This is a genomic window from Streptomyces sindenensis, from assembly GCF_014649035.1.
GTDB lineage: Bacteria > Actinomycetota > Actinomycetes > Streptomycetales > Streptomycetaceae > Streptomyces > Streptomyces sindenensis.
This window is the reverse complement of sequence record NZ_BMSG01000011.1, coordinates 103693-127164: the sequence shown is the minus strand read 5'-3', so window position 1 is coordinate 127164 and position 23472 is coordinate 103693. Positions and strand designations below refer to the sequence as shown.

Genomic DNA, 23472 nt, shown 5'->3' with positions numbered 1-23472 from the left:
GATCGGTGGACCGGTGGGTCGGAGAGAGGTTTCAGGGATGCGTGCTGGACCGGTGTCCGCGTTCGACGTCGTCGGTGTCCGGGGGAAGGGCTACCGCCCGGAGCAGGTGGACCGTGTGGTGGCCACCCTGACGGCCGAGCGGGACGGAGCGCTCGCCGAGGCCGCGCGGCTGACCGGCCGGGTGGAGGAGCTTCTCGCCGAGGCGGCCCGGCTGGCGGAGACCGTCGCGGCGCTGCCCGTGCCGGACTACGCCGAGCTGGGGGAGCGGGCGCAGCGGATCCTGGCCCTGGCCGAGGACGAGGCCCGGGCGCTGGAGGCCGAGGCCGTGGCGGCGGGCCAGGCGCTGCGGGACGAGGCGGAGACGGCGGGCCGGGCCGCGGCGGACGCCGCGCGCGAGGCGGCCGACGGGGTGCGCGAGGCGGCGGACCGGGCGGCGGCGGAGCGGGTCGCCGAGGCGGTCCGGGAGGCGGAAGGGCTGCTGGCGGCGGCCCGGCAGGACGCCGAGGAGGTGAGGGCGGCCGCCGCGTCGGCGATGGCGGCGACCCGTGACCGTACGGCGAGTGTGCTGGCCCACCAGGAGCAGGAGCACGCGGAGCGCCGCAAGGCGGCCGAGGCCGAACTGGCCGCCGAGGAAGCCGCGTTGGAGGCCCGGAACGCGGAGCTGACCGAGCGGGCCGAGGCGCTGCTCGCGGAGGCCGGCCGGCACCTCGCCGCCACCCAGGAGGCCGCCAGGCACGGCCAGGAGGACGCGGAGGCGCGGGCGGCGGAGCTGCTGGCCGAGGCCCGGGTCCGGGAGGAGCGGGTGGTCCGGGAGACGGAGCGGATCCTGCGGGAGCACGAGGAGCGCCGCGAGGAGGTCCAGGCGCACATGGCGCACGTACGCAGCTCGCTGGCGGCGCTGACGGGGCGGGTGACGTCGACCGAGGACGAGAACGAGAACGAGAACGAGGACGGGAACGCGGGGGCCTGAGCACCCGAGCGCCCGAGCGCCCGAGCACCCGACCGTCAGAGCACCTGAGGACCCGGCTCGGGGGCAGGGTGCTGCCTACGGCGAGCCGCCCCCTGGCGACGGCGGACCGCAGCGCCCGGGGCCGCCCCCGGTCATGCGTCACAGCCGGAGACCGCAGCGGCCGGACCGCTGCCGTCGGCAGGGGAGTTCGCGACCCGTGGCTCTTGCATATATCCGCCGGTACGAGCTGAATAAGTCATGCACCTCGCAGTTCCCGTTCTGCTTGCAAGGGAGTGGTCATGACCGTCCGAACACCGGACATTCTGTCGCCAGAGTTCGAGAGAGACCCGTATGCGGCGTATCGCCGTATGCGGCATGACACGCCGCTCCTGTGGCACGAAGCCACCAAGAGTTACCTCGTCTCGCGTTATGAGGACGTCGAGCGCGTCTTCAAGGACAAAGCCGGCGAGTTCACCACCGAGAACTACGACTGGCAGATCGAGCCCGTGCACGGGCGGACGATTCTCCAGCTCAGCGGGCGCGAGCACGCCGTCCGCCGGGCCCTCGTCGCGCCCGCCTTCCGGGGTGCCGACCTGCGGGACAAGTTCTTACCGGTCATCGAGCGCAATTCGCGCGAATTGATCGACCGGTTCCGTGGGGCCGGTTCCGTGGATCTGGTTGCCGACTACGCCACCCGATTTCCCGTGAACGTCATCGCGGACATGCTCGGTCTGGACAAGTCCGACTATGAGCGTTTTCACGGCTGGTATACGGCCGTGATCGCCTTTCTCGGTAATCTCTCCGGCGATCAGGACGTGGCGCGCGCCGGTGAACGCACGCGCGTCGAGTTCGCCGAGTACATGCTGCCGATCATCCGCGAACGGCGGGAAGCGCCCGGCGACGATCTGCTGTCGACGCTGTGCACCGCGGAGGTCGACGGTGTCCGGATGAGCGACGAGGACGTCAAGGCGTTCTGCAGCCTGCTGCTGGCCGCGGGCGGGGAGACCACCGACAAGGCCATCGCCGGCATCTTCGCCAACCTGCTCAGCCACCCGGACCAGTTGGCGGCGGTCCGCGCCGACCGGAGCCTCATACCCCGGGCCTTCGCCGAGACCCTGCGCTACACCCCGCCGGTACACATGATCATGCGGCAGTCGGCGGTGGACGTGGAGCTGAGCGGCGGCACCGTACCGGCGGGCTCCACGGTGACCTGTCTGATCGGTTCCGCCAACCGTGACGAGGCCCGCTACCGCGACCCCGATGTCTTCGACATCTTCCGCGAGGACCTGAGCGCCACGAACGCGTTCTCGGCGGCGGCCGACCATCTCGCCTTCGCGCTCGGCCGGCACTTCTGCGTGGGCGCTCTGCTCGCCAGGTCCGAAGTCGAGACCGGGGTGGGCCAGTTGCTGGACGCCATGCCCGATCTGCGGCCGGCCGACGGCTTCGATCCGGTCGAGAACGGGGTGTTCACCCGGGGGCCGAAGAGCCTGCCGGTCCTTTTCACACCGGTGTCGGGCTGACGGAACGCGGTCGTCCTGGGGCGGCCGGGCCGGGGCACGCTTCCCTGCCCGGCCCGGCCGCCCGCCCCGATCCCCGCTACTGTGCCGTCGGACTGAACCGGACCGGCAGCGCCGACAGCCCGCGCATCCAGATCGAGGGCCGCCAGGCCAGCTCCGCCGGTTCGACCGCCAGCATCAGGTCCGGCAGCCGTTCCAGCAGCGTCTCCACCGCCGTACGGGCCATCACGTCGGCCAGCAGCGGTGCGGGATAGGGACAGCGGTGCTCGCCGCCGCTGAACGACAGGTGTGCGGAGTTCTCGGCCCCGACGTACGCCTCCGGCCAGATCTCCGGGTCGGTGTTGGCGGCGGCGATGCCCAGGACCAGGCAGTCGCCCGCCCGGATGTGCCGGCCGCCGAGCTGGGTGTCCCGTACGGCCCAGCGGCCGATGAAGTTCTGCGTCGGGGTGTCCAGCCACAGCACCTCGTTGAGCGCCTCGCCGACGCTGAGCCGGCCGCCGGAGACGTTCACCGCGAAGCGTTCGTCCGTCAGGAGCAGCCGCAGCGTGTTGCAGATCCAGTTGGCGGTCGGCTGCTGTGCGGCGGCGATCACCGAGATCAGGTCCTGGACGATCTCCTCGTCGGTGAGCCCCGCCGCGTGCGTCACCATGCGGGAGGTGACATCGGGGCCGGGCACCGCCCGCTTGTCCTTGACCAGCCGGCGCAGCCGGTCGCCGACGCGCCCGTAGGCCGCCACCGGGTCGTCGCCCTCGCCGGCGTCGAGCGAGATCCGCAGGTCGTCCACCAACTGCTGGGTGTCCGAGCCCGATACCGGCATCCCGCACATCTGGACCACGGCCCGCATCGGCAGCGCGTGGACGTAGCTGCTCATCAGCTCCGTCCCGCCGCTCCCGGCGAAGTCCGCGATGAGCCGCTCGGCGATGCGCCGGCAGTCGCGGGCCAGCTCGAACTGGTCGACGCCTTCCAGCGCTTCGGTGATGACACCGGCCCTGCGCCGGTGCTCGTCGCCCTCGGTGAAGAGCACCGAGGGCTGGTAACCGACGAACGGCAGGAGCGGCCAGTCAGGCGGGATGCTGTCCCACTGGTTCCAGCGGCGCGAGTCCCGGGCGAACAGTTCGTCGTGTGTGGTGACGTAGGAGAGTTCGGCGTAGCCGAGGACCAGCCAGGCCGGTACGTCACCGTCGAGCAGGACCGGTGCCACCGCGCCGTGCTCCCGCCGCAGCGAGCGGTAGAGCTCGGTGGGCGTCTGCTGGTAGGCGGCTCCGGACAGGCGTACGGCACCGGGGGCGACCGGGCAGCCGGAGGGGGCGGTGGCGCCCGGGGCGAAGAGGGAGTCGAAGGAAGGGTCGAAGGACGGACCGGAATGCGGGTCGGCGGACTGGCCGGCGGACTGGCTGGAGGTGCTCATGGTGTCGTCTCCCGGGCGATGGCCATCGTGCGCAGATGGTCGACGAGCGTGATCAGGACGTTCTTGCTGGATGCCCGGACCCGGGCGTCGCAGTCGATCATCGGGACGTGCTCGGGCAGGGCCAGGGCCTGACGGATCTCTTCGAGGGGGTGGGCGACGTCGTCGTCGAACCGGTTGACCGCCACCACGAACGGGGTGCCGTGGTGTTCCAGCCGGTCGATCGCGTACCAGGAGTCGTCCATCCGGCGGGTGTCCACGAGGACGACCGCGCCGAGCGTGCCGGAGAACAGCCGGTCCCACAGAAACCAGAAGCGCTCCTGTCCCGGGGCTCCGAACAGGTACAGCACGATGCGCTCGTTGAGGCTGATGCGGCCGAAGTCGAAGGCGACCGTGGTGGTCGTCTTGGCATCGACGCCGCTCGTCTCGTCGACGCCGACACCTGCCTGGGTCATGACCTCTTCGGTGTTCAGCGGCCGGATCTCGCTCACCGAGCGGACGAGCGTGGTCTTGCCGACGCCGAACCCTCCGACCACGACTATTTTCAGGCCGGTCTCGGCCGCATCGGCCAGCGGGGTGCGCTGGGCGGGCAGCTCACAGCTTCCGGAGACCATGGAGCACCTCCTTCAGCAGTTCGGAGTCGGGGAGTTCGGCCGGCGATGCGGCCACGCGGGGGTGTCGGGCGGTGATCCGGCCCATGACATGGAGGTCGTCGAGCAGGATGCGGACCACGGTGACGGGGAGGGAGAGTTCGGCGGCGATCTCGACGACGGCGGTCGGGTGGCTGCACAGTTCGAGGATCCGCGCGTGCTCGGACTGCATGCCGGGGGTCGGCCGGGACTCGCTGACCACGAGGGTCACCAGGTCGAAGGAGTCCGCGGCGCGGCTGCGGCCGCCGGTGACCGTGTAGAGCCGGTCGGGGGCTCCGGTGTCGACGGGACGCCGGATCACGAGGTACTCCCCGGTACGGTGCCGCGTGGTGCGGCGCGCAGGTGCTCGCCGATCTGCTCGACCATCTGCGTCATCTGGTTGCCCACGATGCTGGGGTCGGCCTCCTCGGTGGCGACGACGGCCAGATGCGCGCCCTCACCGGCCTCGACGATGAAGAGCAGGCCGCCGTGGAACTCGGTCATCGAGTGGCGTACGCCGCCGGAACCGTCGCCGAACTCGATGGATGCGCCCTGCGCCAGCGCCTGCATGCCCGAGCAGATGGCCGCCAGCTGGTCGGCCTGGTCGAGGGTGAGGTGCTCGCTCCAGCAGAGCTTGAGCCCGTCGCGGGACAGGGCCAGGGCGTGCCGCGTACCGGGGGTCTGCTCCAGCAGCCTCTGCAGGAGCCAGGTGAGGCTGTTGTCCGTTGTCTGCATGATGAGTGACGGGACCGTGGCGCCGGGGAACCGGCCGACGGCCCGTACCTCCAATCTCGGATGTTCGGGCGAGCGCGTCCGGGTTGCTCCCGGACACCCTGCGGATGGCGTTCCTGGCTACGGCGCGGCGGACGGCGGCGGTACGGTCCCGGGGTCCGGCTGCTCCGCAGCCGCCGCGTTGCCCTGGGGCCGCCGGCCGCGCTGGAAGGCGCCGAACTGCTGGCCCGCGGTGCGGGGCGGGGTGGCCCGTGGCGTGTCGCCCCGCGGGTTCGCCGCGGAGGTGGGCGCGGGCGCTCCGCGGTGACGCCCGCGCTCGCGTTCCGCCTCGCCCATGGTGCGGCCGGGCGTGCGGACGGGCAGACCGCCGGAGGTGGCGGCGGGGGCCGCCGGGCGGGCCGCGGGCTGCTCGGGCTCGCGGGGACGGACGACGAGGGGGTCGGGTGCCGGGGGAGCGGGCGCGGGGGCTTCGGGGAGGGAGGGCGTCGCCGATGCGGGCGCTGGGGCGGGCGTCGGGGGCGGTGTTACGGGCGTGGGCACCGGTGCCGCGGGTTCCGGCGCAAGCGTGACGGCGGGCGCGGGCGCGGGCGTAGAGGCAGGCGCAGGCCCAGGTGTAGGAGTAGAGGCAGGGGTGGCCGGGGTGGCGGCTTCCCGGAGGGTCGGGGCGGCCGCATGGCTCTCGCGGGACTCCTGGGCGATCAGGTGCCTCGGCAGCAGGACGACCACGCCGGTGCCACCGCGCGAGGACGGCCGGTAGTTGACGCTGATCCGGTGCTTGAGCGCGAGGCGCCCCACCACGGCGAGGCCGAGGCGCGTGCCCTGGAGGGCCGCGAGGTCGGTCAGCCGCCCGGCGACGGAGTCCGCGGCGCGCCGCATGGCCGCGTCGGCCATCTTCAGGCCGCTGTCCTCGATGGTGACGACGATGCCGGTGCCGCGCTCCTCGACGTAGACGTGCACCTCGTCGATGGGCGGCGAGAAGTTGGCGGCGTTGTCCATCAGTTCGGCGAGCAGGTGCATGACGCCTTCGGCGGCGAAGCCGGAGATGGCGACGTTCGACGAGCAGTGCAGCCGGACCCGCTGATAGGCGGCGATCCGGCCGACCGCGCCGCGCAGGATGCTCTCCATGACGATGGGCCTGTTCCAGGCGCGGCTGGGCCGGCCGCCCATCAGCAGGGCCAGGCGGTCCGTCATCAGGCCGAGCTGCGAGGTGCTGTGGTCCAGCTTCAGCAGATCGCCGAACACCTCTTCGCTGTGACGTTCCTGCATGCTGCGCAGATCGGCGAGCATGCTGACGGACTTCGCCTGGACACGGCTGAGCGCCTTGGCGGACGCGGTCTGCGCGGCGAGGGCGCGGCGTTCGCTGAGCGCCAGCTCTCGCAGCACCGCCTCGACGGAGGCGCGCAGCAGCGGCTGCTCGGGGAGGTACACCTCGGCCTGCACCGTGGCACCGGACTCGCCCTCACGGAGCCGGACGGCCACGCTCGGCAGGGTCTCCTGGGTGAAGCGTTCCACCTCGGAGGTCAGGGCGTGCAGTTCGTCGCGGAGCCGGGTGTTCTCCCTGCCCAGCTCGTCGTGGATCCGGGTGCTCTCGGTGCGCAGGGCGGCGGTCTGCTGCTCCTGCCCCTCGACGGTGGCCGCGAGGGCGTGCAGCAGCTTGCGCTGGCGCTGCCCGCGCGGCAGCGGGATCCGGCCGAGGGCGTCGGCGGCCGGTACTCCGCCGCGTACGAGACGGAGCAGCGCGGGGAGCGCCACGTCGACGGTGTGGGCGGTGTCCGCTTCGAGCGCGGTCAGCGAGGTCTTGAGCCGTTCGGCCTCGGCGGTCCGGGCCGAGGCCGCGCGCTGGGCCCGCCGGGCGAGGGTGTGGGCGACGGTGAGGGTGGCGGCCAGGACGGCCCAGCCGGTGACCACCACCGCCACCGCCCAGCCGCGCGCTCCGGACGGAGCCAGGACCACGGCCAGGGCTCCGGCGACGGCGAGCACGGACAGCACGGCCACAAGCGGCGCTGTCGCCGTCCCGGGCGCTTTGGTCGGCCTCCGCCGCTGACTGGCTGGTACGGGTTCGGGCATGGATGCGGTCCCTCAGTTCTACCGAGCGGAAGGTGTGCGGCCGCTCCGAGAAGGTGCAGATCACCTGGCGAATCGGAGAAAAGCGGAAGCAGCCTTTCCTGTCAGGGTTCGACCACATCGTAGACATGCTTGTGCGGCGGTTGATCCGGTGAGCGGCATAGTCCGTAGGCAGAGTGATTTTGTCGAGAAGTGGCCAGCGGAACACGGGGGTTGTGGTATTCGCGCGGCGGTGCACGGCACTGACCGGCACGGAGCGGGAATGGGCCCCGGGGGAATGGTCGGGGCATATGCGTCATGTATGCCGCGAAGGGATGACGTTTCAGGTCCGAGGAATTCTTTTCGGCCAATCCGGAAAGCCTCGCCGGATCATATCGGGCGAGGCTGTGGTGCCGGTAGATCCGGTATCGCGTCGGTAAATACTCAGTGACACCAGTAAACCGAGGGGTGTCGAAACGTGCGGGGTGACGCGGCGCACCGCGTCAGCGGGCGGCGACCCCGGCGACGAACGCGCTCCAGGCGGCGGCGGGGACGACGAGGGCGGGACCGGTGGGGTTCTTGCTGTCACGGACGGGGACGACGCCGGGGAATCCGTCCGCCACCTGCACGCAGTTGCCGCCCTCCTGGTTGCTGTAGCTGCTGCTGCGCCAGGCGGCGGCGGTCAGATCGGGACGGGACACTCGCTGCACGGTTATCGGCCTCCAGTACGGATCGAATCAAGGCGAGTGACATCAGCGGCGGCAGTGCCATCGCCCTGAGCTGATCGTAAGTGAGGACGAACCGTTCGACCTCGTCCGGTTCCTCGGTCAACTGGCCGTAGTGCGCGCCTTCCGTGTAGGCGACCTCGGTGCCGTCCGGCATGACCAGCACGGTGAGGGAACCGCCCAACGAGCCGTGCGCACCTTGGTCGAACGGCAGCACCTGAATGGTGACGTTGGGCTCCTCCGCCATCCTGAGCAGCTTCTCCAACTGGCCGCGCATCACCGCCGCTCCACCGACCGGACGCCGGAGCACGGCCTCGTCGAGGATGATCCACAGCTCCGGCCGGTCCGGGCCGGTCAGCCGCACCTGTCGGTCGAGCCGGGCCGCAAGGCGTTCCTCCAGATGCTCGGCGTCCCGCAGCGTCTGCCCCACGCTCAGCAACGCCCGCGCGTACTCCGGGGTCTGCAGCAGGCCGGGCACGACGTGCGAGGCGTACTCGCGAATCACCGCCGCACGTGCCGAGTGCGCGATGAACGCCTGCGACCAGTCCGGGAACGCCTCCCGGTACACATACGGCCAGAGGTCGACCAGTAACTCGTCCGCCACCAGTTCTTTGTCCAGGACCCGGGTCAGCTCCAGCGTGGGCTTCGCACCGGTCGCGCGCTCCAGTTGGGCGATCCGGCTGCTGACCACATGGGCGAGCGCGCCCACTTCGGCCTGGGTGAGTCCGGCCGCGACGCGGAGCTTGCGCAGGCGCGATCCGAAGAGCGCGGCCATGGAAGCCTGCGGGTCAATTGCTTTGGCCATGGCGATACTTCCGTTCCTTACGGCCTGCGCGATAAGGCGCTGTCACCTTTCGAGGCTAGGCCGCGCCGCCGACTCTTGAGTACGGAACGTCACGGAACTCGCACGTGTGGGTGACGTGAGAAGAGTCGAGCGAGCGGATGGTCAGCATGACCGGCAAGAGGACGACCGCGGCGGCGAAGACCGGTGCCCGGGAAGGGGCCCCGCCCCACCCGCGCGGCTTCGGGCTGACGGCCAACGGCTACGGGAGCCTGTCGCGCCAGTTCCCCCCGACGCCCAGGGGAGCGCGGCTCGCCCGTCGCACGGTGGTGCGGCAGTTGGGGCAGTGGGGGTTCGGGCCGATGACGGACGCGTCGTGCTCGGTCGCCCTCGTGGTGGCGGAGCTGGCGGCCAACGCGGTGTGCCACGGGCGGCTGCGGGGCCGGAACTTCCACGTCCGGGTGGACTACGAGGGCCCGGCCGCCCGCTTCCGTATCGAGGTCTCGGACGCCCTGCTCGGCCGGACCCCCGAGCAGGCGACGCTCGCCCCGGAGGACGAGGAGTCGGGGCGCGGCCTGTTTCTGGTGGAGTGCCTGGCGACGAAGTGGGGGTGGGAGCCCCGGAACCCGATCGGGAAGACCGTGTGGGCGGAGGTGGCGGCGGACCCGCCCGCCTAGGGGGGCCGGGCGCACGGATGACGGTCAGGAACCGCCGACGGGCCGGGGCCCGGTCCAGCCGGTGGCGTCGACCACCTCCCGTGCGATGTCGGCGACGAGCCGTCCGTCCGTCGCCACGCGCACGGTGTCCGCATGGGCGTGCTGGTCGAGAAGCCGTGCCTTCCGGAGACTTGCCCGCAACTCGTGCTCCAGCTCCGAGCCGAGTTCGCGTCCGGTCAGCCGCTCGTGGGCGGTGGCGTCGGAGGCGGTGAGCAGGACTCGTACGATCCCCACTCCTGCCCCCATGGCACGTTCGAACATGCCCGTCGTCTCCGGCAGCACGCTCATGGTGTTCGTGTAGATCAGGCGCCGGTGGCCGAGCCGGGCGTAGTTCGCCCACACGGCCGTCAGATTGGCCTCGGTGATCTTCGCGCGCCGGGGGTCCCCGTCCGGAGCCGGGTGGACCTGCCCCATGAAGTCGCCGTCGATGACCGTGTGAGCGACGGCCTCGGCGCGCAGCAGCGCCGAAACCTCCCACCCCACCGTCGTCTTCCCGACCCCGGCTCGTCCACCGATGAGCAGCACTTCCGCGTGATCCATGGGGGCAGCGTGCCGGAGGGCGCCCCGCCACGCGATCCGATTTCGGCTGCCGCCGCCCGCGGGCGCGGTGTCAGCCGCCGTTGTGCATGATCTGGATGAGGTTGCCGCAGGTGTCGTCCAGGACGGCGGTGGTGACGGGGCCCATCTCCGTGGGCTCCTGGGTGAAGCGGACGCCGAGCTTGCTGAGCCGGTCGAACTCCGCCCGTACGTCGTCCACGGCGAAGGCGGCGGCCGGGATGCCGTCCTCGACCAGAGCCGTCGTGTACGGCTTCACGGCCGGGTGCTTGTCCGGCTCCAGGAGGAGTTCGGTGCCGTCGGGGTCCTCCGGCGAGACCACGGTCAGCCAGCGGTCCTCGCCGCCGAGCGGGACGTCGTGCTTCTTCACGAAGCCGAGGACGTCCGTGTAGAAGCGCTGGGCCTTCTCCTGGTCGTCGACGAAGACGCTGGTCAGGTTGATCCTCATGGGGTGCCCTCCGGGGTTTTCGGGGTCCGCGGTGTCTTCGGTCCGAGCCATCGGCCGACGATGTGCTCAAGAGGTTCGGTGTCGAGGTCGTGGAACTTGTACCGGCCCTCGCGGCGCGTACTGACCAGGCCCGCCGACTCCAGGACGGCCAGGTGCTGGCTGACCGCCTGCCGGGACAGGCCGAGGCCGTGTCGGGTCACCAGCCGTCCGCATATCTCGAACAGCGTCTGGCCGTTCCGGTCGGTCAGCTCGTCGAGGATGCGCCGCCGGGTGGGGTCGGCCAGGGCCTTGAAGACATCGTCCGCCATGACTCCACGATAGGCAAGTGGTGACTTGCCTATCAAGCGGGGGCTCGCCTCGCTACGAAGCGGCGCCCTGCCGGCCCTGCGTGCCGGCGGTCTCGGGCGCGTCCGCCGCCTCGGTGATGACCGGGAAGCGGCGCGGGGCGAGGGTGATCAGGGCGAGCAGGGCCAGGGCCGCGGCCCCGGCCGCCCCGACGTAGACGTAGTCCACCGCCGCGTCCACCGCCCGGCGCACGTGGTCCGTCGCCGCCGCCGAGAACGCGCCCGGGTCCTCCAGCGCGCGGGTCACCGCGTCCAGGTCGCCGGGGAGCCCGTCCACCGGGGCGTCGAGGAGGCGGGCGGCCAGGACGCCGTTGGCGACGGCCCCGAAGAGCGCCGCGCCGACGCTCTGGCCGACCTGGCGGCAGAAGAGGACCGATGCCGTCGTCGTACCGCGCTCCGCCCAGCCGACCGTCGACTGCACGCCCACGATCAGCGGCAGTTGGAACAGGCCGAGGGCCGCACCGAGCAGCAGCATCAGCAGGGCCGGGTGCCAGGGCTCGCCGGGGTAGGGGAGGAGCGGGAAGGCCAGCAGGACCAGCAGCGCCGCGCTCATGCCGATCGTCGCGGTCCGCCGGAAGCCGATGCGGTTGTAGACCCGGTCGGACAGGGCCGCCGAGACCGGCCAGCTCAGCGTCATCACCGAGAGCACGAACCCGGCGGCTATCGGGCCCAGGCCCAGCACCGACTGGGCGTACGTGGGCAGGAAGACGGTCGGCGCGACCATCAGCAGACCCATCGCGCCGAGCGCCAGGTTGACGGAGGCGATGGTGCGCCGCCGCCACACCCAGCCCGGGATGACCGGCTCCGCCGCCCGCCGTTCGATGACGACGGTCAGCGCGGCCAGCACCGCGCTCGCCCCGAACAGGCCGAGCGAGGGCGCCGAGAGCCAGGGCCAGGCCACCCCGCCCTGGACGAGGGCGGTGAGCAGCAGGCTGCCGGTCGCGAAGACGGCGAGCGCGCCCGCCCAGTCGACGCGGGGCCGGGCTGCGGGCCGGGGCCGGGAGGGCTCGTGGAGATGGCGGACGACCAGCCAGAGGGCCACGGCCCCCACCGGGAGGTTGATCAGGAAGATCCACCGCCAGTCGGCGTACCCGGCGAGCAGCCCGCCGACGACCGGCCCCGCCACCGCCGACGTGGCCCACACCGTGGACAGCTTCGCCTGGATGCGCGGGCGTTCCTTGAGCGGGTAGAGGTCGGCCGCGATGGTCTGGACCGTGCCCTGGAGCGCACCGCCGCCCAGCCCCTGGACGATGCGGAAGGCGATGAGCGCGGCCATGTTCCACGCGGCCGCGCAGAGGACCGAGCCGACCAGGAACAGGATGATCCCGGCGATCAGGACCGGCTTGCGGCCGAAGGTGTCGGAGAGCTTCCCGTACAGGGGGAGCGTGACGGTGACGGCCAGCAGATAGCCGGAGAAGAGCCAGGAGAAGACCGTGAGCCCGCCGAGGTCGCCGACGATCTGGGGGACCGCGGTGGAGACGATGGTGCCGTCGATGGCGGCCAGCGCCATGCCGAGCATGAGCGCCGCCACGACGGGGCGGCGGCCCCGGGGGGTGGTGACGGCGGGCAGCGCGCCGCTCTCGTCGCTGCCGCTTCGGGCCGTACCGTCCGAGTCGCCGCTCACCGGGTTCCTTCCCTATGCACGTATCTCCCGGGGCACTGTCTCATCCAGGGGCGCCGAGGGGGAGCCCCTGACCTTTCTCCGCCAGAGGGACGAGTTCCCCTAGGGGGCGCCCCCTCATCGTGGCCAGGGCCTGTTCCTCCCGGCGGAGGACGTGGCGGCGGGGGCTCTTTCCTTAACCTCTTCTTACGTCGCCGCTACGGCTCACCGCAGGGGGGCGGGTGGGGAAAACCCCACCCGAAGACTGCACTGAGCACCATCGCGCCGGGGGCGGTCCGGAACTGAGAATCGGAACGTACCCAGCGACGTTCAGTCATCGACCGACATAGGAGAAAACCGTGACAACGGCTGTGACCATTCCCAGGCACGGGGGCACTGGAGGGCGTACGGCTGTCGCGGCACGGGCGCGACAGGTCGTGAAGGCGTACGGCACCGGTGAGACCCGGGTCGTCGCGCTCGACCACGTCGATGTGGACATCGCCCGCGGCCAGTTCACGGCGATCATGGGCCCGTCCGGCTCCGGCAAGTCGACCCTGATGCACTGCCTGGCCGGGCTCGACACGGTCACGTCGGGCGAGATCTTCCTCGACGAGACCGAGATCACCAAGCTCAAGGACAAGAAGCTCACCCAACTCCGGCGCGACCGGATCGGGTTCATCTTCCAGGCGTTCAACCTGCTCCCGACGCTCAACGCGATCGAGAACATCACGCTGCCGATGGACATCGCGGGCCGCAAGCCCGACGCCGCCTGGCTCCAGCAGGTCGTGGAGACGGTCGGGCTCGCCGAGCGCCTCAAGCACCGCCCCACCCAGCTCTCCGGCGGTCAGCAGCAGCGCGTCGCCGTCGCCCGGGCGCTCGCCGCCCGGCCGGACATCATCTTCGGTGACGAGCCCACCGGAAACCTGGACTCCCGCGCCGGGGCCGAGGTCCTCTCCTTCCTCCGCAGGTCGGTCGACGAGCTGGGCCAGACCATCGTCATGGTCACCCACGACCCCGTGGCCGCCTCCTACGCGGACCGGGTGCTGTATCTCGCCGACGGCTCCATCGTCGACGAGATGCTGAACCCGACCGCCGAGCAGGTCCTCGACCGGATGAAGCACTTCGACGCGCGCGGGCGGACGTCATGACTGTCTGGAAGACCTCGGTGCGCAACTTCTTCGCGCACAAGGGCCGGATGGCCCTCTCCGCCGTGGCGGTGCTGCTGTCCGTGGCGTTCGTCTGCGGCACGCTCGTCTTCACCGACACGATGAACACCACGTTCGACAAGCTCTTCACCATCTCCTCGCCCGATGTCACCGTCAGCCCGAAGAGCGCGGAGGACGACGGCGAGCAGCCCGACAGCGGCAAGCCCGCCTCGCTGCCCGCCTCCGTGGTCCAGCAGGTCGAGAAGGCCGACGGGGTGGAGAGGGCCGAGGGCTCCGCCTTCTCCATGGCGGTCACCGTCGTCAACAGCGACAACAAGAACATGGGCTCCGACACCGGCGCCCCCACCATCGCGAGCAACTGGACCAAGAACGACCTGCGTTCGATGGAGATCACCTCCGGGCACGCACCCCGCGGTCCCACCGAGGTGATGGTCGACGCCGACACCGCGAAGAAGCACAAGCTCACGATCGGCGACGAGCTGCGCATCATCGCCGCCACGGGCGACCTCACGGCGAAGATCAGCGGCATCGCGTCCTTCACCGCCACCAACCCGGGCGCGACCGTCGTCTATCTCGACACCGCCACCGCGCAGAAGCAACTGCTGGGCGCCCCGGGTGTCTTCACCCAGATCCTGGTGAAGGCCGAGAGCGGTGTCAGCGACACCCAGCTCAAGAAGAACGTGGCCGCCGCCCTCGACGGCGACACCGTCTACAAGCTCCAGACCCAGCAGGAGGCCGCCGACGCCAACAAGGACGACATGGGCGCCTTCCTGGACGTCATGAAGTACGCGATGCTCGGCTTCGCCGGAATCGCCTTCCTCGTCGGCATCTTCCTGATCGTCAACACCTTCTCGATGCTGGTCGCCCAGCGCACCCGCGAGATCGGCCTGATGCGGGCCATCGGCTCCAGCCGCAAGCAGGTCAACCGGTCCGTGCTCCTGGAGGCCGTCCTCCTCGGCATCGTCGGCTCCGTGCTCGGCGTCGCGGCCGGCGTCGGCCTCGCCGTCGGGCTGATGAAGATGATGAGCGCCGTCGGGATGACGCTGTCCACCGAGGACCTCACCGTCGCCTGGACGACCCCGACGATCGGCCTCGTGCTCGGTGTCGTCGTCACCGTCCTCGCCGCGTACATCCCGGCCCGCCGGGCCGGCAAGGTCTCCCCGATGGCCGCCCTGCGCGACGCCGGGACCCCCGCCGACGGCCGCTCCGGCTGGGTCAGGGCCGGTATCGGTCTCTTCCTGACGGCGGCGGGCGGCGCGGCCCTGTGGGCGACCACCCAGGCGGACAAGGCCACCGAGGGCTCGATGTTCCTCGCCCTCGGCGTGCTGCTGACCCTCATCGGCTTCATCGTGATCGGCCCGCTCCTGGCCGGCGTCGTGGTGCGCGGACTGAGCGTCGTCGTCCTGCGGCTCTTCGGCCCGGTCGGCCGGCTGGCCGAGCGCAACGCCCTGCGCAACCCCCGGCGTACGGGAGCGACCGGCGCGGCCCTGATGATCGGGCTCGCCCTGGTGGCCTGCCTCTCCGTCGTCGGGTCCTCGATGGTGGCCTCGGCCACCGAGGAGCTCGACAAGTCGGTCGGCGCGGACTTCATCGTCCAGGACGGCAGCACCGGCCGCCCGATCGTGCCCCAGGCCGCCGACGCCGTGCGCGCCGTCCCCGGCCTGGAGCACATGACCGACTACACCTTCGTCAAGGCGAAGATCACCGCCCCGAACGGCAAGACGGAGGACGAGGGGCTCGTCGCCGCCGACCCGACGTACCAGCAGGACGTCCGCCGCACGGTCATCTCCGGTGACCTCGCGAAGGCGTACGGGAAGAACGCCATGTCCGTCGGCGACGGGTACGCCGAGCGGCACGGGATCAAGGTCGGCGACACGATGACCGTCGCCTTCAAGGCGGGTGAGACCGCCAAGCTCAAGGTCGCGGCCATCACCTCCGACGACACCAACATCGACCGCGGTGCGATGTACACCAACCTCACGACGGCGGCGTCCTACGTCCCGGCCGACCGGATGCCGCAGAACGTGGTCATGTTCGCCAAGGCCGAGGAGGGCAAGGAGAAGGAGGCGTACGCGGCTCTCAAGAGCGCCATCGCCGAGTACCCGGTCTACAAGGTCCAGAACCAGGCCGACTTCAAGGAGCAGCTGAAGGACCAGATCGGCCAGCTGCTGAACATCGTGTACGGCCTGCTCGCCCTGGCGATCATCGTCGCGGTGCTCGGTGTGGTGAACACCCTCGCCCTCTCCGTCGTCGAACGGACCCGTGAGATCGGCCTGATGCGCGCCATCGGGCTCTCCCGCCGCCAGCTGCGCCGCATGATCCGGCTGGAGTCCGTGGTCATCGCCCTCTTCGGGGCGCTGCTCGGACTCGGACTCGGGATGGGCTGGGGCACCGCGGCCCAGAAGCTGCTGGCGCTGGAGGGCCTTGAGGTCCTGGACATTCCGTGGCCGACGATCCTCACGGTCTTCGCCTGCTCCGCCCTGGTCGGACTGTTCGCCGCCCTCGTCCCGGCCTTCCGGGCGGGCCGGATGAACGTCCTGAACGCCATCGCGACGGACGGGTGAGCACGCACCCGCCCGGCGGGGGTGAGCCCGAGGGCGTCACCGTAGGATGACCGGCAGGCCCCGGGACGTTCCTCCAAACGTCCCGGGGCCGAGCCCGTTCCCCGTCCGGGGCTGCCGTCACGGTGGGGCGTGTCAACTTGCTGCACAGGGTTGCGGGCCCCGGTGCAGCAAGCTGACATCGCCGCCTCTCTTGTGGCGCGTTCCGCGCTGGCATCGTCTCTCGTGCCGGGACGACCCCCCGGCTCCGACGCCACTGTCGAAGGGGAACACGTGTCCAGGTCTCCGCTTGCGCAGAAGCAGCGCCGCCCGGCCAGAGCCGCCGCCCTCGTCACCGGTATCGCCCTCGCCGCCCTCACCTTCTCCACCGGCCCCGCGTCGGCCACCGTTCCGGCCGGTCCTCCGCCCGTCGCCGACCACGTCGCCCGGGTCATCTGTACGGAGTTGGCCGGAGTAATCGGCCAACTTCCCCCACAATCGCCACCCGTTCAGATGTGCAAGCTGGTCAACGGCTGGGACTAGGGCATGTCGAGCCCAGCAGCCGCCGCGGGACCGGCACGTCCGGCCGACGAGCCGGGTGCGGCAGAAGACCTCCCGGGGGAGCCTCCCGGGATGCGGTTCCGGCTCCTGGGATCGCTCGCCCTCGCCGACGGTCCCGACACCGTCGTCCTTCAGCCCTCCAAGCCGGCGAACCTGCTGGCCGCGCTGCTCCTGCACGCCAACTCCCCGGTCTCCGCCGAGTACTTGCAGCGCGCGGTATGGGGCGAGGAGCAGCCCGCGACCGCCAGGGCGGCCCTCCAGACGTGCGTGCTGCGGCTCCGCCGGCTGTTCTCCAAGCACGGCGTCACCACCTCCATCGACGCGGTGCCCGGCGGCTACCGGATCACCGCCGCGTCGTCCACCCTGGACCTCCTCGGCTTCCGCGAACGGGTGCGCCGGGCCGCCGGCCTGGACCGGGACCCCGAGGCGGAGCTCTGCGCGCTGCGGGACGCCCTGTCGCTCTGGCAGGGTTCGCTGCTCGCCAACGTGCGGTCCGTCGTCCTGCACCGCGACGAGGTGCCCCGGCTCGCGGAGGAACGGCTGCGCGCGGTCGAGCGGGTCTGCGACCTGCTGCTGGGCCTCGGGCGCTGCGGCGAGGCGCTGGTCGACCTGTGGACAGCTACGCGCGCCCACCCGGGGCATGAACGGTTCCACGAACAGCTCATCGAGGCCCTGTACCGCAGTGGACGCCAGTCGCAGGCCCTGGCCGAGTACCGCAGGGTGAAGGGGTTCCTGCTGGAGGAGCTGGGCGTGGACCCCTCGCCCTCCCTGCGCCGGCTCGAACTGTCGATCCTGCGCGGCGAGGACCTGGGCCCGGCCACCCCGTCGGCCCCGCGCGTCGTCCGGGGCGAGGCCGTCGCCCTCCCGCCCGGCCGGCCGGGCGTGGCCGGGGGCGCCCTGCCCGCCCCGGCACCGGATGCCGTGCCTGCCCCGGGCCAGGGCGCCGCGTTTATCCCTGTCCCGGGGGCCGTGCCCGTGCCTGACCCGGGTGCCGTGCCCGTCCCGGCCGAGGGTGCCGCGTACGTCGCGGCCCAGGGCGCCGAGCCCGCCTCCGCCCAGGGCACCGAGCCCATCTCCGCCCAGGGCGCATCGCTCGCCATGGCCCCGAACGGCACGCCGGTCACGGCCCAGGGCATCACGACCGTCCCCGGCCAGGGCGGCACACCGGCCCCGGCCTCGGCCCCGACCCCGGGCACCGTGAGCGTCCCCGGCCAGGGCGACGCGTCTGTCCCGGGCGAGGGCGCGGCGCCCGCCGTGGTCCAAGGCGCCGCGTCCGTCCCGGCTGCGGGCACCGCGCCCCTCCCCAGCCCGGGCACCACACCGACCACGACCCCCAGCGGCACACCAGCCCCGGCCCGAGGCGCCACACCGGTCCCGGCACCCGCCACGGTCGCCGACTCCTGCATCGAGCCCGTCCCCGCCGTCCCGCACTTCACCGGGCGCGCTGCCGAGGCCGCCGCTCTGACCGCCCGGCTCACCGCGGCCCCGCCCTCCGGGCCCGAGGACCACCGGCCCCTTGCCGTTCTCGTCTCCGGGGCTCCCGGGATCGGCAAGTCGGCGCTTGCTCAGCACGCCGCCCGGCTGGTCCGGGACGCCTTTCCCGGTGGGCAGTTGCTCGTCCGGATGACGCGCGCGGACGGCGAGCCCCGGTCGGCCGATGAGGTGGCCGCCGGTGTGGCCGTCGCGCTCGGGGCGGCGGGCGAAGGGCGTGCGCTGCTGATCCTCGACGACGTGGTCGACGCCGACCAGGTGCGGCCCCTGCTCTCGCCGGGAGGGGAAGCCGGAGCGGGCCTCGCCGTCGTGGTCACCAGCCGGATGGGCCTCGGCGGACTGATCGCGACCCACGGCGGCTGGGTGCAGCGCCTGACGACCTTCACCGAGGCCGAGTCGTACGCCCTGCTGCTGACCGCCCTGGGTGCCGAGCGGGTGGAGGCCGAACCCCGTGCCGCCCACCGGCTCGCCGCCGTGTGCGGGCACTTCCCGGCCGCCCTGCGCATCCTCACCGCCCGGCTGCTCACCCGGCCGGGGCTGCGGCTCGCCGACGCCGCCGACTGGCTGGGCGACGACCCGCTCGCCCGGCTCACCCTGACCGACTCCCCGGACCACTCGGTCACCGGCCTCTTCGACCGGGCGCTGGGCCGGCTCGACCCCCGGCTGTCCGAGGCGTTCACCCGCCTCGCGCAGGGCCCCCCGGCGCTGCTCGACGACCGGGGCCCCGAGGACGAAGGACCCGTTCCCGAAGCCGTACGGGAACAACTCGCCGACGCCGGACTGCTGGAGGACGGCCCGCCGGGCCCGTACCGCATCCACGATCTGCTCCGCGCCCACGTACGAAGAACCGCCCGGATCCGCGACCGCCGCACAGAGAAGGTGTGATCCCCATGGCCGAGAGCGCCGCCCCCGTCACCACCGCCGCACCCGCCACGCCCGCGTCGACGACCGCGCCCGCCGCGACACCGGCCTTCGACGCGATCGCCGGCACCCGGCCGCGTATCCGCCGTGACGTGCTGTTCACCGAGACCCCCGGCGGGGTGCTGTTCCACAACGCCGACGGCGGCTTCCACCTCACCGGCCGCACCGCCTACCGGTTCGCCTCCCTCGTCGTCCCGCACCTCACCGGACAGCACCGCATGGCCGAACTCTGCGCCGGATTCGGGCCCGCGCAGCGGGCGATGGCCGCCGAACTGGTCAAGACGCTGTACGCGCGCGGCTTCGCCCGGGACATCCCCGAGGCCGACACCGCCGGGAACACGGTCGACGGGGAGACCGCCGAACGGTTCGCCGCGCAGATCGCCTACGTCGACCACTACACCGACGACGCCCCCGCCCGCTTCGCCCGCTACCGCGCCACCCGCGTCGCCGTCCTCGGCGACGACGAGACGGCCCGCTGGTGCGCGCTGAGCCTCGTGCGCAACGGCTGCGCGAGCATCGGCACCGTCGCGGCCGGTGACGACGTGACCGCCGAGGCCGCCGCCAACGGGGCGCGCGTCGACACGGTCACCGCCGGGACGGACGCGGGCTGGGCCGACCTGGAGGGCTACGACATCGTCGTCGTCAGCGGAGCCGGAGCCGGGGCGCGCACGCACCGGCTGCTGGCCGCCGGGGTGCCCGAGGGCGTGACGCTCATCCCCGCCTGGCTGTTCGGCCGCCGGCTGGTCGTCGGCCCGCTCACCACCGCCGGCTCCACCGGCTGCTGGTCCTGCGCCCTGCTGCGCCTGGGCGGCAACACCGACCCCGGCACGGCGGCCGCTCTGTGGAGCGAGGCGGCGGGGGCCGTACCGCACGACGGGGCCGCCCTGTCCGGGCCGGTCGCCGCGATGGCCGGCAACCTCGTCGGCTACGAGGTCTTCCGCCTCACCACCGGAGCGCTGCCCGCCGAGACGGCCGGCCAGGTCCTCGTCCAGGACCTGGAATCGCTGGACGTGATGGCCGAACCGCTCCAGCCCCACCCCCGCTGCGCCCGCTGCTCCGGGCTCTTCGCCGACGAACCCGCCCCGCTTCCAGGTGCGTTGGCCCTCCCCGCCACCGCGACCGTGGAGACCGCCCGGGACGCGGAGGAGCTGGTCGAGGAGCTGAACAGGGTCAGCAACGCGCTGGTCCGCCCGTACACCGGGACGTTCCGCCGGTACGACGACGAGGAGCTGACCCAGACCCCGCTGAAGCTCAGCCGGGTCGAGGTGGCGCTCACGGCCGGGGTGCGCCGCCGGATCGCCGCGTTCGACGTGCACCACCTCGCCGGGGCACGGACCCGGGCGCTGCACGCGGCGGCCGAGACCTACGTGGAGCACATGGTTCCGCCGGCGGGTGTCGAGGGAGCCGAGGCCGGAGCCACGGTGGACAGCGGTGCGCGGGAGCTGCGGACGCTGGGGCCCGCCGCCCTGACGACCGGCGGCGGCACCGGGGCCACGCCCGCCGCCTGGGCGGTGGCGACCTCGCTGATCGGCAAGGACCCGGTACGCGTACCGGCCGCCGCCCTGCGCCCGTTCGGACCGTACAACCGTGACCGGGTGCACCTGGCGACCACCGCCGGATCCGGGGCGGGCGGCAGCGCTGCGGAGGCGGCGGGCCGGGGGCTGCTGTCCGCGCTCACCCACGACGCCCTGCTCCGCGCGGTCCGGGGCACCACCCGGGTGCGCCCGCTGGCGGTCGGCGGCGACGACCCGGAGCTGGTGTTCCTGCTGAAGTCCGCCGCCAACCTGGACATCGCCGTGGACCTCCTCGACCTGGGCGAGGCGGACCGCAGCACGGCCCATGCGGTGCTGGCCCGGGAGGCCGACGGGCCCGCCGCAGGGGCGCGTTGGGCGGTCGGGTCCGGGCTGTCCCGGCGTGCGGCCGCCGCCGCCGCGCTGCGGGATCTGCTCGGGCAGGTGCAGCTCGCCGCCGAGGACCCGGACGCGGCGGTCGACCCCGGCGACCCGCTGATGGCCGACCTGGCCCCCGGGGCGATCGCGGTGAGCGGCGAGTCCGTCGTGGCGGACGCGGCGGAGACCTCGTTCGACGCGGTGCTGGAGGCGCTGCGGGCCGCCGGGCGCGACGCCCTGTACGCGCCGACGACCCCGGCGGACCTGTGCTCCGGCTCCATCGCCACGGCCCGGGTGCTCCTCACGGTGGACGGCGAGGGCGGCACCGATGGCCGTTGAGACCCTGCGCGGCGCGCCTGACGTGCCGCCCGCACCGGACGCGCCCGACGCACAGCACGCGCCCGACGCACCGGACGCACCGCCCGCACCGGGCGCGCCCGGCACACCGGACGCGCCCGTGCTGGGGGAGTCCACCCGGCTGCTCGGCGAGCTGCTGCGGGAACGGCTGGCCCGGCACGGAGGGGCAGCGGTCACCACGCCGCCGGACGTCCAACCCCTGGGCGTACGCGACGCGTTCACGGCCGACGCAACGCCGCCCGAGGCCGGCGCCGTGCCCGTGCGCTACTACGGGCGGCACGCCGTCGTCGGCCCCCTGCCGGTGCCGGACGGGACCGGTCGACGCCCCTGCGCCCGCTGCCTGGAGCGCCGGTGGCAGGCCGTGCGGTCCGTCGCCCTGCGCGAGGCGCTGGAGATCGGTTCCGGGACCCGGGCGGCGGGCCCGTCCCCGTACGTCACCCCGTTCGCGGCCGAGGCCGTCGCCGGGGTGATCGCCGCCCGGCTGGCCGGCGGCGGGCCGGACACCGGGGCCTTCCCCGCCGTCCACCTCGTCGACCTCCAGACCCTGGCCGTCCGCCACTACCCGCTCGTCCCCGACCCGGAGTGCCCCGGCTGCGGGCAGCCCGAACCCGACAGCGACGAGGCCGCCGCCATCATCCTGAAGCCCGCGCCCAAACTGCGGCCCGACGGCTTCCGGGTCCGGGACCTCCGGGACTACGAACTGCCCGTCGAGCCGTACGCCAACCCCATCTGCGGGTCGCTCGGCCCCTCCGTCGTCCACGACGTCTCCTCCACGTCCACGTCCGCCACCATCGGCTGCTTCTCGCTGCGCTCGGGCCCGTATCTGCGCGAGACGTTCTGGGGCGGGCACGCCGACACCTTCGCCGACAGCGTGCGCATCGGCGTGCTGGAGGGCCTGGAGCGGTACGCGGGCATGCGGCCCCGGGCCAGATACGCCCAGGTGCACGCCGCCCTGGACACCCTGCGCGCCGAGGGCCGGGCCGCTCTGGACCCGCGCGTCTGCGGCCTCTACTCCGACGCCTTCCACCGGGCCAACCCCCGGGTGCGGCCCTTCACCCCGGACCGGGAGATCTCCTGGGTGCGCGGCTGGTCGCTGCGCGACGGACACACCGTCCTGGTCCCCGAAGTGCTCACGTACTACCACTCGCCGGGCCTGGAGAACCGGTTCGTGCAGGAGAGCTCCAACGGCTGCGCCTCCGGCGGCGCGTTGGAGGAGGCCGTCTACTTCGGGCTGATGGAGGTCGTCGAACGGGACGCGTTCCTGCTCTCCTGGTACGGGCGGGCCGCGCTGCCCGAGATCGACCCGCGCACCAGCCGCCGCCCCGCCACCCGGCAGATGGTGGACCGGCTGGAGATGTACGGCTACGAGGCGCGGTTCTTCGACACCCGGATCACCTTCCCGGTCCCCGTCGTCACCGGTGTCGCCGTCCGCCCCGACGGCGGGCCCGGCCGGATGTGCTTCGGCGCGGGTGCCGGGCTCGACCCGGAGGCGGCCCTCGCCGGGGCGCTCTGCGAGATCGCCACCGACGCCGTCAACCTCCGGGGCCGCACCGAGCGGGACGAGAAGCGGCTGCGCGCCATGGCCACCGACTTCGCCAAGGTCGAGGCGCTGCACGACCACCCGCTGGCGTACGGCATCCCGGAGATGGGCGACCACGCCGACTTCCTGCTCGGCGCGCCGGGCAGCGTGCGCCCGCCGGGCCGCTCCTTCGACGAGCTGTACGGGGACGGGCCCGGCGGCCGGCCGGTCCTGCCGGTCTCCGACGATCTGCGCGAGGACCTTCTCCGGTGCGTGGACGCGGTCGCCGCCGCCGGTTTCGACGTGGTCGTCGTCGACCAGACCATGCCGGAACAGCGGGATCTCGGGCTGACCACGGTGAGCGTGATCGTGCCCGGACTGCTGCCGATCGACTTCGGCTGGACCCGCCAGCGTGCCCTGGGCATGCCCCGGCTCCGTACCGCCCTGCGCGAGGCGGGCCTGCGGTCGGCGGACCTCACCGACGCCGATCTCAACTGGGCCCCGCACCCGTTCCCATGACCGCTCCCGTGACCGTTGCGCCCCTTCCCCCTGCTGCCGTGATTCCCCCTCCTGCCGTGACCAAG

Annotated in this window: 20 protein-coding genes; 9 read left to right on the top strand and 11 right to left on the bottom strand. The window is 72.7% G+C overall.

Annotation, left to right across the window (positions count from 1 at the left end):
- Positions 1 to 37: 37 nt before the first annotated feature.
- Both IE145_RS15060 and IE145_RS15055 read left to right on the top strand, forming a co-directional pair.
- The gene (locus IE145_RS15060; protein ID WP_189525563.1) at positions 38 to 970 is read left to right on the top strand and encodes a coiled-coil domain-containing protein; all 933 of its coding nucleotides are present in this window, start codon (positions 38 to 40) and stop codon (positions 968 to 970) included.
- Positions 971 to 1317: 347 nt separating this feature from the next.
- Complete coding sequence (locus IE145_RS15055) at positions 1318 to 2469, top strand: cytochrome P450 (RefSeq protein WP_189525617.1); 1152 nt, start codon at positions 1318 to 1320, stop codon at positions 2467 to 2469.
- Positions 2470 to 2545: 76 nt separating this feature from the next.
- On the opposite strand, the gene IE145_RS15050 is transcribed toward IE145_RS15055, so the two are convergent.
- The 7 genes from IE145_RS15050 to IE145_RS15020 form a co-directional block, all read right to left on the bottom strand.
- Complete coding sequence (locus IE145_RS15050) at positions 2546 to 3874, bottom strand: cytochrome P450 (protein ID WP_189525562.1); 1329 nt, start codon at positions 3872 to 3874, stop codon at positions 2546 to 2548.
- The gene (locus IE145_RS15045; RefSeq protein ID WP_069740653.1) at positions 3871 to 4485 is read right to left on the bottom strand and encodes a GTP-binding protein; all 615 of its coding nucleotides are present in this window, start codon (positions 4483 to 4485) and stop codon (positions 3871 to 3873) included. Before IE145_RS15045 ends, IE145_RS15050 begins: the two co-directional genes overlap by 4 nt.
- Positions 4466 to 4822: a DUF742 domain-containing protein gene (locus tag IE145_RS15040; protein ID WP_006125149.1), complete on the bottom strand. Its 357-nt coding sequence runs from the start codon at positions 4820 to 4822 to the stop codon at positions 4466 to 4468. The genes IE145_RS15045 and IE145_RS15040 overlap by 20 nt, the downstream gene beginning before the upstream one ends.
- A complete protein-coding gene (locus IE145_RS15035) occupies positions 4819 to 5235 on the bottom strand; it encodes a roadblock/LC7 domain-containing protein (RefSeq protein WP_069744710.1) in 417 nt (138 codons plus the stop codon). The genes IE145_RS15040 and IE145_RS15035 overlap by 4 nt, the downstream gene beginning before the upstream one ends.
- Before the next feature lie 117 nt (positions 5236 to 5352).
- On the bottom strand, positions 5353 to 7299 hold the full coding sequence (locus IE145_RS15030) for an ATP-binding protein (protein ID WP_189525561.1): 1947 nt from the start codon (positions 7297 to 7299) through the stop codon (positions 5353 to 5355).
- Between the two features lie 479 nt (positions 7300 to 7778).
- Complete coding sequence (locus IE145_RS15025) at positions 7779 to 7898, bottom strand: DUF397 domain-containing protein (RefSeq protein ID WP_189525560.1); 120 nt, start codon at positions 7896 to 7898, stop codon at positions 7779 to 7781.
- Positions 7861 to 8775, bottom strand: coding sequence for a helix-turn-helix domain-containing protein (locus IE145_RS15020; protein ID WP_189525559.1), 915 nt, complete (start codon positions 8773 to 8775; stop codon positions 7861 to 7863). The genes IE145_RS15025 and IE145_RS15020 overlap by 38 nt, the downstream gene beginning before the upstream one ends.
- A gap of 167 nt (positions 8776 to 8942) precedes the next feature.
- On the opposite strand from IE145_RS15020, the gene IE145_RS15015 reads away from it, so the two are divergent.
- Positions 8943 to 9458, top strand: a complete 516-nt coding sequence (locus IE145_RS15015; RefSeq protein WP_189525558.1) for an ATP-binding protein — start codon at positions 8943 to 8945, stop codon at positions 9456 to 9458.
- A 24-nt stretch (positions 9459 to 9482) separates the two neighbouring features.
- Here the strand turns inward: IE145_RS15015 and IE145_RS15010 are convergent, their stop codons facing one another.
- The 4 genes from IE145_RS15010 to IE145_RS14995 all read right to left on the bottom strand — a co-directional run bounded on the left by IE145_RS15010 (position 9483) and on the right by IE145_RS14995 (position 12468).
- Positions 9483 to 10037 (bottom strand): AAA family ATPase, encoded by a 555-nt coding sequence (locus IE145_RS15010; protein WP_189525557.1) that lies wholly within the window; start codon positions 10035 to 10037, stop codon positions 9483 to 9485.
- Positions 10038 to 10107: 70 nt separating this feature from the next.
- The gene (locus tag IE145_RS15005) at positions 10108 to 10500 is read right to left on the bottom strand and encodes a VOC family protein (RefSeq protein ID WP_069740665.1); all 393 of its coding nucleotides are present in this window, start codon (positions 10498 to 10500) and stop codon (positions 10108 to 10110) included.
- A complete protein-coding gene (locus IE145_RS15000; RefSeq protein WP_189525556.1) occupies positions 10497 to 10808 on the bottom strand; it encodes an ArsR/SmtB family transcription factor in 312 nt (103 codons plus the stop codon). Before IE145_RS15000 ends, IE145_RS15005 begins: the two co-directional genes overlap by 4 nt.
- Before the next feature lie 52 nt (positions 10809 to 10860).
- Positions 10861 to 12468, bottom strand: a complete 1608-nt coding sequence (locus IE145_RS14995; protein ID WP_189525555.1) for an MFS transporter — start codon at positions 12466 to 12468, stop codon at positions 10861 to 10863.
- Positions 12469 to 12803: 335 nt separating this feature from the next.
- Between IE145_RS14995 and IE145_RS14990 the strand changes: the two genes are divergently transcribed.
- The 6 genes from IE145_RS14990 to IE145_RS14965 all read left to right on the top strand — a co-directional run bounded on the left by IE145_RS14990 (position 12804) and on the right by IE145_RS14965 (position 23407).
- A complete protein-coding gene (locus tag IE145_RS14990) occupies positions 12804 to 13592 on the top strand; it encodes an ABC transporter ATP-binding protein (protein WP_189525554.1) in 789 nt (262 codons plus the stop codon).
- Positions 13589 to 16174, top strand: coding sequence for an ABC transporter permease (locus IE145_RS14985; RefSeq protein ID WP_189525553.1), 2586 nt, complete (start codon positions 13589 to 13591; stop codon positions 16172 to 16174). The genes IE145_RS14990 and IE145_RS14985 overlap by 4 nt, the downstream gene beginning before the upstream one ends.
- Before the next feature lie 270 nt (positions 16175 to 16444).
- Complete coding sequence (locus IE145_RS14980; protein ID WP_189525552.1) at positions 16445 to 16693, top strand: hypothetical protein; 249 nt, start codon at positions 16445 to 16447, stop codon at positions 16691 to 16693.
- A gap of 90 nt (positions 16694 to 16783) precedes the next feature.
- Complete coding sequence (locus tag IE145_RS14975) at positions 16784 to 19087, top strand: BTAD domain-containing putative transcriptional regulator (RefSeq protein ID WP_189525551.1); 2304 nt, start codon at positions 16784 to 16786, stop codon at positions 19085 to 19087.
- Positions 19088 to 19092: 5 nt separating this feature from the next.
- On the top strand, positions 19093 to 21351 hold the full coding sequence (locus IE145_RS14970; protein ID WP_189525550.1) for a TOMM precursor leader peptide-binding protein: 2259 nt from the start codon (positions 19093 to 19095) through the stop codon (positions 21349 to 21351).
- Positions 21341 to 23407 carry a TOMM precursor leader peptide-binding protein gene (locus tag IE145_RS14965; protein ID WP_229825565.1) on the top strand — a complete coding sequence of 689 codons (2067 nt, stop codon included), beginning with the start codon at positions 21341 to 21343 and terminating at the stop codon, positions 23405 to 23407. Before IE145_RS14970 ends, IE145_RS14965 begins: the two co-directional genes overlap by 11 nt.
- Positions 23408 to 23472: the final 65 nt, after the last annotated feature.

Excerpts from the sequence above, each read along its gene's own strand:
- IE145_RS15015 (WP_189525558.1), top strand. The coding sequence starts at position 8,943 with ATGGTCAGCATGACCGGCAAGAGGACGACCGCGGCGGCGAAGACCGGT.
- IE145_RS15055 (WP_189525617.1), top strand. The coding sequence starts at position 1,318 with ATGCGGCATGACACGCCGCTCCTGTGGCACGAAGCCACCAAGAGTTAC.
- IE145_RS15000 (WP_189525556.1), bottom strand. The coding sequence starts at position 10,808 with ATGGCGGACGATGTCTTCAAGGCCCTGGCCGACCCCACCCGGCGGCGC.
- IE145_RS15050 (WP_189525562.1), bottom strand. The coding sequence starts at position 3,874 with ATGAGCACCTCCAGCCAGTCCGCCGGCCAGTCCGCCGACCCGCATTCC.
- IE145_RS15035 (WP_069744710.1), bottom strand. The coding sequence starts at position 5,235 with ATGCAGACAACGGACAACAGCCTCACCTGGCTCCTGCAGAGGCTGCTG.
- IE145_RS15060 (WP_189525563.1), top strand. The coding sequence starts at position 38 with ATGCGTGCTGGACCGGTGTCCGCGTTCGACGTCGTCGGTGTCCGGGGG.
- IE145_RS14975 (WP_189525551.1), top strand. The coding sequence starts at position 16,784 with ATGCGGTTCCGGCTCCTGGGATCGCTCGCCCTCGCCGACGGTCCCGAC.
- IE145_RS15010 (WP_189525557.1), bottom strand. The coding sequence starts at position 10,037 with ATGGATCACGCGGAAGTGCTGCTCATCGGTGGACGAGCCGGGGTCGGG.
- IE145_RS15020 (WP_189525559.1), bottom strand. The coding sequence starts at position 8,775 with ATGGCCGCGCTCTTCGGATCGCGCCTGCGCAAGCTCCGCGTCGCGGCC.
- IE145_RS14970 (WP_189525550.1), top strand. The coding sequence starts at position 19,093 with ATGGCCGAGAGCGCCGCCCCCGTCACCACCGCCGCACCCGCCACGCCC.
- IE145_RS14965 (WP_229825565.1), top strand. The coding sequence starts at position 21,341 with ATGGCCGTTGAGACCCTGCGCGGCGCGCCTGACGTGCCGCCCGCACCG.
- IE145_RS14985 (WP_189525553.1), top strand. The coding sequence starts at position 13,589 with ATGACTGTCTGGAAGACCTCGGTGCGCAACTTCTTCGCGCACAAGGGC.
- IE145_RS15005 (WP_069740665.1), bottom strand. The coding sequence starts at position 10,500 with ATGAGGATCAACCTGACCAGCGTCTTCGTCGACGACCAGGAGAAGGCC.
- IE145_RS15045 (WP_069740653.1), bottom strand. The coding sequence starts at position 4,485 with ATGGTCTCCGGAAGCTGTGAGCTGCCCGCCCAGCGCACCCCGCTGGCC.
- IE145_RS15030 (WP_189525561.1), bottom strand. The coding sequence starts at position 7,299 with ATGCCCGAACCCGTACCAGCCAGTCAGCGGCGGAGGCCGACCAAAGCG.